This is a genomic window from Lentzea alba, assembly GCF_047445655.1.
In the GTDB taxonomy this organism is placed as follows: Bacteria; Actinomycetota; Actinomycetes; order Mycobacteriales; family Pseudonocardiaceae; genus Lentzea; species Lentzea alba_A.
Genome location: NZ_JAJAEG010000042.1, coordinates 66,703 through 80,116, shown reverse-complemented (window position 1 = coordinate 80,116; position 13,414 = coordinate 66,703). Strand labels below are relative to the sequence as shown.

At 68.1% G+C, this 13,414-nt stretch carries 15 protein-coding genes; 4 read left to right on the top strand and 11 right to left on the bottom strand.

Annotation, left to right across the window (positions count from 1 at the left end):
- Positions 1-6: 6 nt before the first annotated feature.
- From LFM09_RS44155 to LFM09_RS44145, 3 genes are read right to left on the bottom strand one after another with little or no spacing between them, the layout of a single operon-like run.
- Entirely contained in the window at positions 7-537 is a 531-nt protein-coding gene (locus LFM09_RS44155; RefSeq protein WP_414102608.1) for a TadE/TadG family type IV pilus assembly protein, read from the bottom strand.
- Positions 538-557: 20 nt separating this feature from the next.
- The gene (locus LFM09_RS44150) at positions 558-1,007 is read right to left on the bottom strand and encodes a TadE/TadG family type IV pilus assembly protein (protein WP_414102607.1); all 450 of its coding nucleotides are present in this window, start codon (positions 1,005-1,007) and stop codon (positions 558-560) included.
- A gap of 5 nt (positions 1,008-1,012) precedes the next feature.
- The gene (locus LFM09_RS44145) at positions 1,013-1,201 is read right to left on the bottom strand and encodes a hypothetical protein (RefSeq protein ID WP_033440875.1); all 189 of its coding nucleotides are present in this window, start codon (positions 1,199-1,201) and stop codon (positions 1,013-1,015) included.
- Between the two features lie 212 nt (positions 1,202-1,413).
- Here LFM09_RS44145 and LFM09_RS44140 point away from each other — a divergent pair, with 212 nt between their 5' ends.
- The 3 genes from LFM09_RS44140 to LFM09_RS44130 all read left to right on the top strand — a co-directional run bounded on the left by LFM09_RS44140 (position 1,414) and on the right by LFM09_RS44130 (position 4,533).
- Positions 1,414-2,505, top strand: a complete 1,092-nt coding sequence (locus LFM09_RS44140; RefSeq protein ID WP_414102606.1) for a tyrosine-type recombinase/integrase — start codon at positions 1,414-1,416, stop codon at positions 2,503-2,505.
- A 4-nt stretch (positions 2,506-2,509) separates the two neighbouring features.
- Complete coding sequence (locus tag LFM09_RS44135) at positions 2,510-2,830, top strand: helix-turn-helix domain-containing protein (RefSeq protein WP_414102605.1); 321 nt, start codon at positions 2,510-2,512, stop codon at positions 2,828-2,830.
- A gap of 383 nt (positions 2,831-3,213) precedes the next feature.
- Positions 3,214-4,533 (top strand): hypothetical protein, encoded by a 1,320-nt coding sequence (locus LFM09_RS44130; protein ID WP_414102604.1) that lies wholly within the window; start codon positions 3,214-3,216, stop codon positions 4,531-4,533.
- A gap of 71 nt (positions 4,534-4,604) precedes the next feature.
- On the opposite strand, the gene LFM09_RS44125 is transcribed toward LFM09_RS44130, so the two are convergent.
- The 7 genes from LFM09_RS44125 to LFM09_RS44095 form a co-directional block, all read right to left on the bottom strand.
- Positions 4,605-5,498, bottom strand: a complete 894-nt coding sequence (locus tag LFM09_RS44125; RefSeq protein ID WP_414102603.1) for a type II secretion system F family protein — start codon at positions 5,496-5,498, stop codon at positions 4,605-4,607.
- A 5-nt stretch (positions 5,499-5,503) separates the two neighbouring features.
- Positions 5,504-6,421: a type II secretion system F family protein gene (locus LFM09_RS44120; RefSeq protein WP_414102602.1), complete on the bottom strand. Its 918-nt coding sequence runs from the start codon at positions 6,419-6,421 to the stop codon at positions 5,504-5,506.
- A complete protein-coding gene (locus LFM09_RS44115; protein WP_414102611.1) occupies positions 6,418-7,791 on the bottom strand; it encodes a CpaF family protein in 1,374 nt (457 codons plus the stop codon). Before LFM09_RS44115 ends, LFM09_RS44120 begins: the two co-directional genes overlap by 4 nt.
- A gap of 104 nt (positions 7,792-7,895) precedes the next feature.
- Positions 7,896-8,798: a MinD/ParA family ATP-binding protein gene (locus LFM09_RS44110; protein WP_414102601.1), complete on the bottom strand. Its 903-nt coding sequence runs from the start codon at positions 8,796-8,798 to the stop codon at positions 7,896-7,898.
- The gene (locus tag LFM09_RS44105; protein WP_414102600.1) at positions 8,798-9,508 is read right to left on the bottom strand and encodes a hypothetical protein; all 711 of its coding nucleotides are present in this window, start codon (positions 9,506-9,508) and stop codon (positions 8,798-8,800) included. The genes LFM09_RS44110 and LFM09_RS44105 overlap by 1 nt, the downstream gene beginning before the upstream one ends.
- Before the next feature lie 119 nt (positions 9,509-9,627).
- On the bottom strand, positions 9,628-10,488 hold the full coding sequence (locus tag LFM09_RS44100; protein WP_414102599.1) for a hypothetical protein: 861 nt from the start codon (positions 10,486-10,488) through the stop codon (positions 9,628-9,630).
- Positions 10,482-11,072: a hypothetical protein gene (locus tag LFM09_RS44095; RefSeq protein WP_414102598.1), complete on the bottom strand. Its 591-nt coding sequence runs from the start codon at positions 11,070-11,072 to the stop codon at positions 10,482-10,484. Before LFM09_RS44095 ends, LFM09_RS44100 begins: the two co-directional genes overlap by 7 nt.
- 259 nt (positions 11,073-11,331) lie before the next feature.
- Here LFM09_RS44095 and LFM09_RS44090 point away from each other — a divergent pair, with 259 nt between their 5' ends.
- Positions 11,332-11,988, top strand: coding sequence for a prepilin peptidase (locus LFM09_RS44090; RefSeq protein ID WP_414102597.1), 657 nt, complete (start codon positions 11,332-11,334; stop codon positions 11,986-11,988).
- Between the two features lie 29 nt (positions 11,989-12,017).
- Here the strand turns inward: LFM09_RS44090 and LFM09_RS44085 are convergent, their stop codons facing one another.
- Positions 12,018-13,412, bottom strand: a complete 1,395-nt coding sequence (locus tag LFM09_RS44085; RefSeq protein ID WP_414102596.1) for an NAD(P)/FAD-dependent oxidoreductase — start codon at positions 13,410-13,412, stop codon at positions 12,018-12,020.
- Positions 13,413-13,414 lie beyond the last annotated feature (2 nt).

The following is a 13,414-nucleotide window of genomic DNA, read 5'->3' as shown; positions in this document are numbered from 1 at the left end:
GCTCACCTACGGCCCAGGCCGCTTGACACGGTCATTGAAACTCCCGGTGTTCAGGGTCGAACGCCAGAGGTCCACGGGTTCGATGGAGGTGGCCGACAAGGTCTTGCCGCCGGGCACGCCGAGGATGAGCGCATCGCCGAAGTCGACGGCACACGACACGGTCACGCTGACCGTGCCGCCGGGACGCAGGCCGCCGGTCGACGTGCTCACCGACAACGACGCGCACGTCACCCCCGCCGAGGACAGGGCGCTCGCCGCGGTCGACTGGGCCGCGGTCGTCGCGGCCGTCGGAGTGCGTTCGATGCTGGCGGCGCGAGCAGCCTGGTGGGCGGCGTCGTCGATACGGATCCGCGCGTCCACCCCTCGGTGGATCACGACCCCAACGAACACCAACAGCATGACCAAGAACGGCGCGGCGATGGTGACTTCGGCAGCGACGGCGCCGTCATCAGCACGCCACCAGGCCGCCCAGCCCCGCCGACCGGGGCGCGCGCGACCGTGGCGCCGTCCTGGGGGCGTGACGGGTGCACGGGACATCGTTTGGCGGACCATCCCGATCACCGGCTTGCCAGGTCGGGGACGAAGCGTTCGACGGGCCCGACGGCTTCGGCGTGCACCGGCAGGCTCAGGAACGGCACGACCGAGGTCGCGATGCCACTGACCCGGACCGAGGCAGAGGCGGCAGTGCGATCCGAGGCGACGGTGGAGCCGGTGAGCGGGCCGCTCGCGAGCTGGTCGAGCAGTTGCTGCGCGCTGGACGTGCCGGCCGCGGCGGTCCCGTTCTGGGACCGTGCCACCGCGAGCCCTTGCGAGGCGGCGGCTTGGGCGATGTGGGTGGCGTGCGACCAGAGCGCGAACTGCACGATGGCCAGCAGCATCAGCAACAGCAGGGGTGTCGCGATGACCAGTTCCGCGCTGACCGAGCCACGATCACCGCGCAGCGCTTGACGGACCCGACGCCATCCGGCGCGAGTCGCTGGTGACCGCTTGCTGTGCTTGTGGCTCATGGGGATCACAGAGTGATGCCGTTGGCTTTCTCGGTGACCTTCGCGATGACGATCGCGATCACCGCGAGCGCGGCCACGACCAGCAGCGCGGTCACCAGGACGGTTTCGGTCGAGTACCCGGCCTCCGGCTGGCGCCGCAGCTCCTCCCATCGCGCCTGCACCACTGTCCACAATGCCTCTACTTGAGTGCGCATCGTGTTGTCCTCCCTTGTCGTTCACGTTCGGTCGTTGTCCGCGCGAGATGCATCGGGAAACCCGCGAGTTCGTTCGCGGGCGGAACTTGTTGATTCGCCTGCTTTGCAGGTGGCGGTGGGTTCACTCGATCGCGTGGACATGTTGAAGTCCGGTCGCGAATCCTGAAGGTATGTCGGAGATTGCGATAGTTGGTCGTCTCCGATGAAGTGAGGTGCCTGTGGCGCTGGCGGTAGTGCGCTCGCTCGGGTCCTCCCAACGGCTTCGGACGCCGCAGGACCTCGAGGACTTCGAGCAGGAACTGGTCGACCAGTACGTGTTGGCGATGGTCGGCGCCGGCCTGACCGACAGCTACGTCTCTGCCGAACGCGCGGTCGTGTTCGACTTCGTCCGCTTCGTCAGCCGTCCAGTGTGGACAGCTCAGCCAGCCGACGCTGATCGATACCTCGCATATCTCCGGCGCGAACGCGGCTCGGCGAAGTCCACGGTGCGGCACAAAGCGCTGTCGCTGGCCGGCTACTTCGACTTCCTGATCTCCCGATACCAAGCTGAAATCCATCTGCTGACCGGTCACGTGGTCAGCCAGCCGATCGACGAACACAACCGGCCAGCCCGCACCGAGTACGGCGCCGGTCGGATACCACCGTCGGAGTCCGAAGTCGACTCCTTGTTCAGTGCGTGGGCCGCCAGTCTCGCGGAGACCCGTAAGTTCCTGCCCGCGGCGCGTGACTACTTCGCGGCGTCGCTGTGGCGGAGGGCCGGGCTGCGGATCCAGGAGACCGTGATGCTCGACATTCGTGACTGGCGGCCAGATCTGGGTGAATACGGAAAGCTGCACGTGCGGTTCGGCAAGGGCAGCCACGGACGCGGTCCCAAGACTCGCCTGGTGCCTGCGATCAACTCCGTCGATGCCTTGATGTCGTGGTGGCTCATGGACATCCGTCATCAGTTCGGCGATGACTGGGCCGATCCTGACGCGCCACTGTTGCCCAGCGAACGACGCGACCGTGATACCGGACGGTGTCGCCGGGCCGGAGACGATGCGTTGCGCTCGGGACTGGCAGGCGCAGTGTGCTGCTGGCTCCCCGCCTGGGAGGGCAGGCTCACGCCACACGGGCTGAGGCACTTCTGCGCGTCGTCGCTCTACGCGCGCGGCCTGGACCTCAAGGCAATTCAGGACCTGCTCGGTCACGAATGGTTGTCGACCACCACCCGCTATATCCACGTCCAAGCCGAGCACATCGAACAAGCGTGGGACGCCGCCAACCACCGTGTGGCCGCGCGTCTCGCTGGCGAACAGGAGTGATCCGGTGCAGTGGAACCTGCGACTCAAGGCCGCCGAGCGCGGGATCTGGAAGTCCACCGAACTCAGACGGAGGCTGGCCGAGGCCGGCCTGGAGATCAGCGCGGGCAAGATGTCCGGCCTGTGGACCGGCACCCCAACCACCATCAGACTCGACGACCTCGACATCATTTGCACGGTCCTGAACTGCCAGCCCTCGGACCTGCTGATCTGCGAACCTGAGAAGGTCGCCGCCCGGCGTCCCACCCAGCGCACGCACGCGACCGCGGACGGTGTGGCTGTCGTTCGTCCCCGCCTCGGCCGCAACCGGACTACACCGCCGGCATGACCAAGGTGCGGCAATGCGCCCGCTGCGGTGTGCGCCCGATCCCCTACTACGGCAGGGAATGCTGCTACGAGTGCGTTCCGCGGGTGTGGAAGAGGCCACCGCGCTGCAAGCGATGCGGCTCCACTGACAACTACTACGCCGGCAATCTGTGCCGTCACTGCCACCGGCAGGCACCCGTTGTCGAGTCGTGCCGGGACTGCCTGGCCTGGGGCGTCACTCGTACCTACGGCGGACTCTGTCAGGGCTGCCACGGCTGGCACAAACGGCTTCCAGAACCGGCGGCGCCGTGCCCATCCTGCAAGCGGCGGGTCGTCGTCAACGCCCGTGGCTACTGCCGATTGTGCTGTCGACAGGCCCACTTGGTCCGGCCCGCACATGAGAGCATGGATGTCTGTGACGCCAACCGGAATGGCCAGCAGTTGTTCATCGCCGACCTGTTCCGCGAGAAACGCCCCGACCCCGTTACTGAACTCGTCCCACAACGAAATTGGCCCGCTCGATACCCGGTAGCTCACCGCCAGCTGACGCTGTTCGACCTGCCGCGGCGGCATCCACGAACACGACGTTGCCCACTCGTCCCGCCGCTGCCGGACTTGGAAGCCGCACTGGACAACGTTCTTCTCGGCCACGCTACGAGCTTCGGCTGGGGCGAAGGCCTCGTCGTCAACACCCGTGGCGCTATCCGAATTCTGCTCGCCCTGCAGGACGCTCCCGGAGCAGCGATCCCAGCCAGCGATGTCAGCGCGGTCACGAGAGGACGTGGGCTCGACAACCTCAAGTCGGTCCTGGAAGTTCTCGCTTCCGCCGGAATGCTCGACGACGACCGGCAACCCGCTCTGGACGGCTTCTTCGCCCAACACGCCGTACGACTGCCCGAACAGATGGCCCACGAGTTCACCCAGTGGTTCACCATTCGCAGACACGGGACCACCACACCGCCTCGCTACAAGCCAACCGCCGAACCAACACTTCGCCGCCACATCGCCAGCCTCGGCACGATCTTGAATTCCTGGGCCGAGGCCGGATACCTGTCGCTTCGCGAGGTCAACCGGCAGACGATCCTCGATGCCCTTCCTGCCAGCCCAAAGGATCAGCGGCGAACCCTGTCGAGCGTGCGCGATCTGTTCCGGATCCTCAAGAGCAAGCAGGTCATCTTCAGCAATCCGGCGACGCGCCTGCCCCGCATCGTGGTGCAGGAAAGCGAACCCCTGCCCATGGAGCTTGCCAAAGTCCGCGAGGCGCTCACCTCCGGCAAACCGGATCGAGAAGCCCTGGCAGCTCTCGTCGCATTCCATGCGCTGTGGTCCAACGAGCTGTGCAGCCTCCTGCTGACAGACCTTCGCGACCATCGAGTCCGCATCGGACGAAGGGTTGTTCCCTTGGCGCCACAAGCTCGGGAGAAGCTCACAAACTGGCTGAACGAACGCGCACGACGATGGCCCAACACCGTCAACCCACACCTGTTCATCAACGGACACACTGGCGTCAGAACATGCTGTGTCACGCCAAGCTGGATCAGCAACACGATCGGCGTATCCGCTGACGCCATCCGCCAGGACCGCATCCTGTTCGAAGCGGCAGTGACCGACGGAGACGCCCGACGACTCAGCGACTTCTTCGGCATCACAACCCAAGGCGCCGAACGCTACGTCCGCACGGTCTCCAACCACACCGCCAGTTCGACAACCCAAGGGTTCTCGTAGGATCATTTCAGCACCTCCGTCCTTCGGTTCGTGGTGGTCGAGGATTCAGAATTCGTGAACTCGCGGGGGTTTCACAGTCCATTGAGGACCTGCGTGAGCGCGGGGTAGGCGATGAAGGCCAGGAACCCGAGGAACAGAGCCATCACCGGCAGGCTCATGCGCTCGGTCGCGGCCTGGGCCTCGCCTTCGGCCTCGGTGATCTGGTGGGTGCGCAGTGCTCCGGCTTTGGCGGCCAGGGAGGTGCGGACCTTGGCGCCCTCGGTGCCGGCCAGGCTGACCGAGGCCGCGAGCTCGGCGAGCTCGGTCACGTCCAGTTCCTCGCCGAGCTGGCGCAAGGTCGCCCACGGGGTCGTGCGCGTGAGGCGAGCGGTGTCCAGGGCGCGGCGGATCTGCTCGAACGCCCACCCTCGTCCGATGTTCACCGAGTCGCCCAGCGCGCTGTCGACTCCGGCTCCCCCGGCCAGGGTGATCCACACCAGGTCCAGGTAGGCCGAGAGGGCGTGGCGGAACCCGGTGCGCAGCTTCGCGGCTTCGGAGCGGGCTTGCAGGTCCGGCAGGACGAACCCGACGGCCGCCAGGACGAGTGCGGCGATGATTGGGAACTCGAAGCCGGGTCCGAGCCCGGCCACGGTGAGGACCACGGTCAGCAGGACGGGCAACAGCAGCCCGGCGACGGTGAGGGTGGCTTTCTCGGCCAGGTGGGTCGAGGTCGAGCGGCCGATGACTGCCAGATCCTTGGCCAGGCGCGGGCCGGGGAGCCCGAGCGCTCGCAGCGGGGCAACGGCGTGTCGGCCGAGTCGTGCGGCCCAGCCGGTGTCGTCGGTGGTGAGGATGGGTGCTGGAGCGGGTGGGGCGGTGGCGTGGGCCAGGACCGCGCCGAGGGCTGGTCGTGGCGGGAACAGGTAGACCGCCAAGGCCCACAGGCCGATCCCGGATCCGATTCCCAGGGCGATGTAGGTGATCATGGCGTTCACTCCTGCCTCGCGGTGACGAGGACCTGTGCCGGGCGGATTGCCGAGTCCTGGTCGGCGGCGGTGGAGAGGAAGCGGTCGGGCTGGGCGACGCGGGCGATGCGGTTCAGCCACGTGAACCCGGCGGCGAACAGTGCTCCGATGCCCAGCAGCACGATCTGTCCGGCGGCGCTGTCGTAGGCGCCCATGTAGCTGCGGTTGAGCAGCACCACGGCGACGGCGAAGGCCAGGGTGGTGCCGACGATGACGCGCACCGAGGTGCGGATGCGGGCGCGTCCGGCCTCGACGCGCATCCGCATCGAGGCTTGCCCGCGGGCGGCGTCGGCCAGCGACCCGAGCAGTTCGGCGAGCTGGCGGGTCTGTTGTTCGGCGGCCAGCAGGAGGGCGGCGATGACCAGGTCGCCGACTGGGTCGTCCAGGCGTTCGCCGAGTCGGCGCAGCGCGGGTGCCAAGCGCTCGCCGTTCTCGATCCCGGCGGCGAGCTCGCCGACCTCGCCTCGGATGGCCGTCGGTGCCAGCGGTGCTGTGGCGAGGATGGCCTGCTCGAGCCCGGCTGCGGCTGACAGGGTGTCCCGCAGCATCTCGGTCCAGGTGGCGATGGCCTCGATCCGTGCGACTCGGCGGGCGTGCTCGGGGTCGCGGCCCAGCACCCGCGGAAGTGCCCAGGCGGCGAGGCCGGCCAGGACGGCGCCGACGACCCATCCGGTGAGCAGACCGGTCATCACTCCGGCGGTCACGGCGAGCGCGACTCGCAAGCTTCGGTGCTGGTCGACGGTCCCGGCCGCGCGGGTCCGGGTGCGGCGTTGACGCCGTGGGTCGGTTCCGCGCCAGCCGAGGATCACCAGCAGCAGGCCGAGCCCGGTGCCGACACCGAGCAGCGCCGCGGCAGCCGTGGTGGGGCTGAGGGTGACGTTCATGACCCCCACCAGCCCTCGGGGTTCTCCAGCACGCCGGGGTCGAAGCCGACGTCGGCCAGGTCGTCGAGGGTGTCGCTGCGCAGCGCTCCGGCCACCGGGCGCGCGCGGCGGTCGGGGCCGGGGCGGTAGACCTCGTTGGAGATGACCTGCGGGCCGTCGGCGCCGACGACCTCGCGGATCGAGGACACGACACGGGTACGTCGGTCCTCGGCGCGGGCAAGGTGCACCACAAAGTGCACCGCCGAGGCGACCAGCAGGTTGGTGGCTTCCAGCGGTAGCCGCTCGACACCCTGGGCGGCATAGGAGGCCAGGCGCGTGAACGCGATCCGGGAGCTGGAGGCGTGGAGGGTGGCCATCGAGCCGTCGTTGCCCTGGGACATGGCGTTGCACATCGGGATGACCTCGGGACCGCGGATCTCGCCGACGATCACCCGGTCCGGGCTCATCCGCAGGCCCCAGCGGACGAGTTCGGCCTGGCTGATGGCGCCCTCGCCTTCGACGTTGGCTTCGCGGGCTTGGAAGGCGGTCACGTCGGCGTGGATGTCCGGGTCGTGGTCGAGACCCAGTTCGAAGGCGTCCTCGATGGTGACGATCCGCTCCAGCGGATCCATCTCCGAGGCCAGCGCCCGCAGCAGGGTGGTCTTGCCCGCGCCGGTACCGCCGGTGATCAGTACGTTCTTGCGAGCCTTGACCAGCGCCCGCAGGAACGCCTCCAAGCCGGGGTCCAGGGTGCCGCGGCGGCGCAGCTCGGGCAGGGTGACGGTGAGGTAGCCGTGGCGGCGGATCGACAGCGCGGTCACCCCGCCGGCGGTCAGGCCCATGACGGCGAACAGCCGCTCGCCGCCGGGGAGCTGGAGGTTGACCGCCGGGGAGCCCTGGTCGAACCGGCGTTCCTGGCTGCTGGCTCGGGCGGCGAGCAGCCGAACCAGGTCGGTCAGCTCCTCGTTCGAGCCCGCGATGGGGGCGACTGGGGCGCGGCGGCCGTCGTTGTACTGGACGAAGACCCGATCAAAGCGGTTGGCGTTGATCGTTTCCACGGTCGGGTCGTCCAACAGCGGCTGAAGCCCGGCCATGCCGAACAGCTCGTTGACGACCTCGCCCATGACCCGCTGCTCGACCTCGCGGGGCAGCAGTTGCCGGCCCGCGGCCAGCTCGTTCTCGGTGTGCACGCGCAGCGCCTCGTCGAGGATGCCGCGCGCCAGCTCGCGCCGGGCCTCGCGGGTGGCGGTCGTCCCGGTGCGGTCCTGCTGATCGGCCACCCGCTGCGGAAGCTCGGCGTTCAGCCGCTCCCGTAGGTGCTGCCGCAGCCGCGTCGTGGCCGCCGACAGGTCAGCCGTGTCCTCGTCAGTGCCCCACCCCAGCGGCGGCACACCGGCGTCGGGGCCAGGCGCGGCGCTACCGAACGGGGCAGGTCCGGGCTGCTCTTGGTGGGGGCGCAGCGGCACCGGCGCCGGATACTGGTTGGTTGGGTACGTCACGACGCCTGCCCTCCCTGCTGGTCGCGGTGGTCGGTGGCGGGGCTCGGTGCGACGCGGACACCGTTGGACGAGACCGCGCCGGGCGGTACACCCGGAACCGGGCGCAGGAGCGGGATCTGGGTCACCGGTTCAGCGGGCCGGGGCTGAGTTCGGCTCGCCGGTGTGCGCTCGCGGGTGGCGAGTTCAGTGGCGACCCGGTGGGCGAAGCGGCCTAGCACCGAATGCGCGGGACCACTGCGACCCCAGCGCAGCTTGTTCGGCCGTCCGCACAACACGGCCGCGCCGTTCGGGTCGTCGGGCACGCGCCCCAGCGGCGGCACGCCGAGTTCACGGGCGACCTCGGCGGTGGAGTAGCCCTCGCCGACCAGCAGCAGCACGGGGTTCGGGCTCCAGCGGCCGACCGTGGGCAGCCGGCGCGGCAGGTGCGCGAGGTCGTCGGCGTGGGCCCGCGACAGCAGCACGACCGCGTCGGAGGCGCGCACGATCGGCAGAGCGGGCGAGCCGGGGTCCACGCGCCCACAGTCGACGATGACCACCGTGCCCGGCTGGTTGGCCGCCGCGCGCAGAACACCGAGCCCGCTGGTCGGGTCCGGCGTCAAGGCCGACAGCGCCGCGCGGGCCTGGTCGGCATCGGGTGGAGCAGCGACCACCGGCAGGCCGCCGGGAAGCTGCTGGGTGTGCCGCCACACCAGGTCGGCGTCGCCGCCGCGACGCGCGGCGGCGGCGAGACTCACCAGCCCTGGTGTCGAGGACAGCGAGAACCGCAAGCCGAGATCGCCGCCGGAAGGATCCGCCTCGACCACCAGTGCGCGCGCCGGAGCGGGCCAACGAGCGGCCAAGGCCACGGCCAGCGTGGTAGCGCCCGGTGAGCCTTTCAGAGACAGGACCGAGATCAACATCAGCGACCTCCAGCGGAGAGCATCACGATCGACAACTGACCGGCCGGCACCGCGGCGACCTGGCGGGCGGCGGCCTCGGACAGCTGCACCGAGACCACGGTGTTCTGGTCGTTCGCCGGGGTGGTCACGCTGGTCACCACCGCTGGCCAGACCGTGCCGCCGTCGGCGGGCGGACTGGTCGCGGTTCCGGCCTGGCCGGGCACGAACACCACCGACACCCGCGCGCCCGGACCGACTTCCGCGGGAAACTGGCCGGGTTTGAGCGCGAGGGCGGCGATGGCCTGCCCGCTCGCCGGGAGCGCGGCGCCGCCGACGGCATCCGGGGTGAGAAGTGCCCCGGCCGACAGGCTGGTGGCCATCGGCCTGCCGACCACGGTGGCCGCCTGGTCCGCGCCCACGACCGCGACGCCGGGGTCGACCGCGACGTTGACCTGCCGCAAATCCTGCGTGGTCAGCACGTGCCCGACCGACACGCCGCGGACCAGCGCGAGCACGGCCTGCCGATCTCCGGAGTTCAGCGAGATCAGCACGAAACCGCCCACGCAGGCCAGGACGAGCAGTACGCCGAGCAGCAGGTACGGCACGCTGCGGCGGCGCCCCGTGGTGCGCAACCGCGAGGCCGGAGGCTTCTTGCCGTCGTCGATCCAGGAGCCGTTGGCCGTGCTCGTGGCTCGGTCGGTGTCGGGCCGGATCGTGGTGTTGGTACTCACGCCGGTACCTCCAAAGGCATGGGGGTAGTGCGCCGCGTCGCCACTGGCTTGTCGGGGCGAGCGGAAGGACGAGTTGTTCTTGTGTTGCTCTCGAAGGAGGTACTACTCCCGTACGAGAGTCAGCCGCTGTGGTTGAGCGCTTGGGACTCGGCGACCCGGAAGGACACGTTGGTGGTTGTGATCAGGTCCGGGAGGATTCCGCCCTGTCCTGCGCCTGCCCAGCTGACCGTCCAGCGCACCGTCGCGGCGACCGGAAACGCTTGCCCAGCCTGGCTCGCTGATGAGATGCGGTAGGTGTGGCCGCAGTCCGGTGACGGTGCTTTCGGGTCGCTACCGGGCCGGAACGGCGTGCCGGCACCGGCGCAGGTGACCGTCTTCCCGTCTCCCATCGACCATGAGACCGACGTTGGCGTCGCGGTGGCGGTCACGGACACGCCTGGTACGGAGGCTGTCGCCGATACCGGACTCCACCCGCTCGACAGCCACAGCCACGTCGGCAGATGCACCAGTTGAGTGCCGGAAGGGCTGGCGGCGATGGAGGGAGCAGGCAGCCGCAGCTGTTTGCGGGCGAGCTGCGCGACTTGCGCGGGCGTCATCGTCGGTGGGGTGTTCGCGCCTGCCGGAACCCATACCGGACCGTGCGAGTCGGGGTCCTTGCCATCGGGCGAGCACAGCACCATGAACCAGCCGCCAGGCCCCTCAGGCTGGCCACCCGGTGGCTGATAGTCGACCTGAACATAACGGCACCCGAACTCACTGGCGGCCGAATCGTCTCCAGAGCCTGTGTGACCGGGTTTATGGGCAGCGTTTCCCTGGTTGGTGCCCTGACCGGACGTGCCAGCGTCGAGCTGACACTCCGGCGCCGAACTCTGTCGGCAGTCCACCTTGCCGTAGATATCAGCCAATGCGGGTACTGAGCTTACGAGCACCAGAGTGAGGGCGAGGTTCAGCACAACGCCTGCGCGCTTGAGGGTCAGCATGTCCCAACTCCTTGCACACCGAAGCTAGATACCTTCCAAGATCCGTCAGACTGCTTCTCCACGGTCGCCTTGATCAGACGACGTCCGCCGGGACCGTCGTCGGCACGCTGCCCGTTGTCCGCGCGGTACTTCAGTGCGTTGGTGGAGTCGCTGCAATCACTGATGATCACCTTCGCCGGGTCTACTGCAGGGTCCACTGAGGACACCTGCGCGTTGTGGGTAGGCGAGCCCTTACTGACGAGGCCGTTGTAATGGTCCGCATACAGGCCGCGGGACAGAGTCGACAACGCGATCCCGGTCGCGTACCGACCCAGATTGGGTGACTGCCAGTCCGAGGTGGCCGCCGCCGCAACGAAGTCATCCCACATCCCCAGGTAAGCCGTGAGTGCACGCCCCTTTGCGTCGTCCACGGGGCTTTGCGGCGCCGTAAGGCTGGCCGACGGCACGGTCGGCTCGCTCGCGTTGGTCGCGGGACTGTTCGTGTCTCCAGAGATGCAGGAGGCGAGTGCCAACAATGCCGCACTCGTAACGAACACGCGCCCGACTCGACTGTCCGTGATGGTGGCGATCTGAAGTGGATCCACACCACACCCCGTTTCTGCCCGTGGAGCTGAAATCTCGCGCTGCACTACCAGGTCTACACCGTGACCCCCAACTTGCATCAACGTGCGTAAGGCGCTGACTTTGAAGTCAGTAGGAGAAGCCAGGCGGAATATTCACTCGTTCGGGTTAGCCTTGAGCTATTCCAGATCCAGCTGCGGGACGACCTGGAAGCGTCCGTGCCTGCGAGGATGGACAGTGCTGCGGTGTTGCTCGATGCAGGCCCAGCGAGGAGGTGGCGGAATGGATGGTGCCCTCGTTCCAGTGTGGGCCTGTGTTGGGCTGCTAACCGGTGCAGCCCTCGCTATTCCGACCAGGAAGCTACTTGTCTCCCGTTCCACCGAAGTGTTTCCCCTGAAATGGGTTCCTTCTACGATCACTGCAGTCGCGTTCGCCATACTGGCCTGGCGGCTCGGCGACCGATTTGACCTCCTCCCCTTCAGTGCGCTCGCTGCTGGAGGGGTCGCACTCGGCACTGTCGATGTCCTGGAACGACGCCTGCCGAGCCGACTGCTCCTACCGGTCGCCGTCGCTGTCGGATCTCTGCTGCTCGTGTCCACCGCAGTGCACGGGAAGATGTCGAGCCTGCTTCAGGCATTGGCAGGTATGGCAGTCGTCGCGGTGGTCTACCTCGCCATCGCGTTGGTCACCGGTGGAGAGCTCGGAGCAGGGGACGTCAAACTCGGTGGCCTGCTTGGACTCGCGCTCGGCTGGCTGGGATGGCCGGAGTTGTTCGCGGGCACAGTGCTGGGCTGGTTCGTCGCGGCCTTCAGCTGGCTGGTGCTTCGAACAACGGGTCGCCTGACACGAGATGCGACCCTGCCTATGGGGCCATCCCTCCTGTTGGGCGCGTTCGTTGCCGTGTGCCTTTCGGCGATGCCAGATGCCCGGTATCTCTAATCCGCTTGTGACGAACGGGGCTTCATCGGCTACGAACTCGGTCGCGAGGATGCAGGCTGTTCGTCGGCGGTGAGAGGAGGTTCGATCCGCGCTCTTCGTGGGCCTAGCAGGATGCCCAATAGGACTCGAGGAGTGAGCAGACGGCTGGGTGGTCCCGAGAGGGTGTAGACAGCCAGTTGCGCGGCGGCGACGGCGGGGCGCGTGGTTGCCGCTGAGGTCACGCGGTCCAGGAACCGTTGTTGCAGGCGGGCGACCGGGCCTGGACGTGGCCCGAGCGTTGTCGGGTAACGCAGGTCCTGGCGGGTGGCCATCTCCCAAGCGAGGTCGGCTTCGTCGGCGATATTGCGTTGGAGGCGATGAGCGCCGTTGTTGATGCCGTGTCGTCGAAGTCCTGAGTCGAGGGCGAGTGCACCGCGGGCGGCGATCGCCATGCCGTGTCCGTAGATGGGGTTGAAAGTACAGGCGGCGTCGCCGAGTACGACAAAGCCGCCCGGCCAGTCCGGTAGATCGTGGAAGTGCCGGCGCCGATTGCCTGGGATGCGGAAGCCGCGAGGTGAGGTGAGAGGTTTGGCCGTGTCGATGAGGTCAGCGATGATGGGATGGCGCAGGCTTCGGGCGTACGTGGCGAACCCGACCTCGTCGGTGGGTGGTTGGTGGTCGCGGGTGCCGACGAGGGTGACGATCCATTGCCCGTCTTCGATGGGTACCAGTACCCCGGCTTTGACGTAGTCGGTGCGGGCTGGATCGGACATGATGTTGATTTCAGGAAATCCATCCCTGGCGGCATTTGGTGCTTGGTAGAGGCGGGTGCTGTAGAAGACCTGCGGATCGATGTGCACCTCGGTCGGTGCTGGTACCCCGAGCGTGGTGAGCCACTCGATGACGGAGGAACCATGGCCGGTGGCGTCGACGACAAAGTCGGCTTCGATCTCGCTCGTTTGCCCGGTCGGCCGGTCCCGAACGCGCACTCCGGTGACTTGCTTCGGACCCCCGAGTAGACCGACGGCGTCGGTGGCTTGGCGGACGTTGATGCAGGGGTCGGAAAGGACGCAGCGGCGGACGATCCAGTCGAGCAGACTGCGGCTGCAGGCGATGAGGAACTGCATCTCTTCGAAGCGCTCGTACCATCCGCTCGAGACCAACGCGAGGAGTCGGTTGGGTGCGCCGATGTGCTGCGCACCGTGATCGAGCAGTTCTCGGGTAGTGCCAGGCAACAGCTCATCCAACGCGCGAGCGCCGCCGGAGACGAGAACATGGGTGTGGTGGGCCTGTGGTGTGCCACCGCGGTGGACAGGTCCGTCGGGCAGTCGGTCGCGCTCGACGATGGTGACCACGTCGACATGACGGGCCAGTACCGCCGCAGCAAGGGTGCCGGCAAGCCCACCTCCCAGGACGACAGCGTGCAACGGCTTTCCGGTGGGCATGG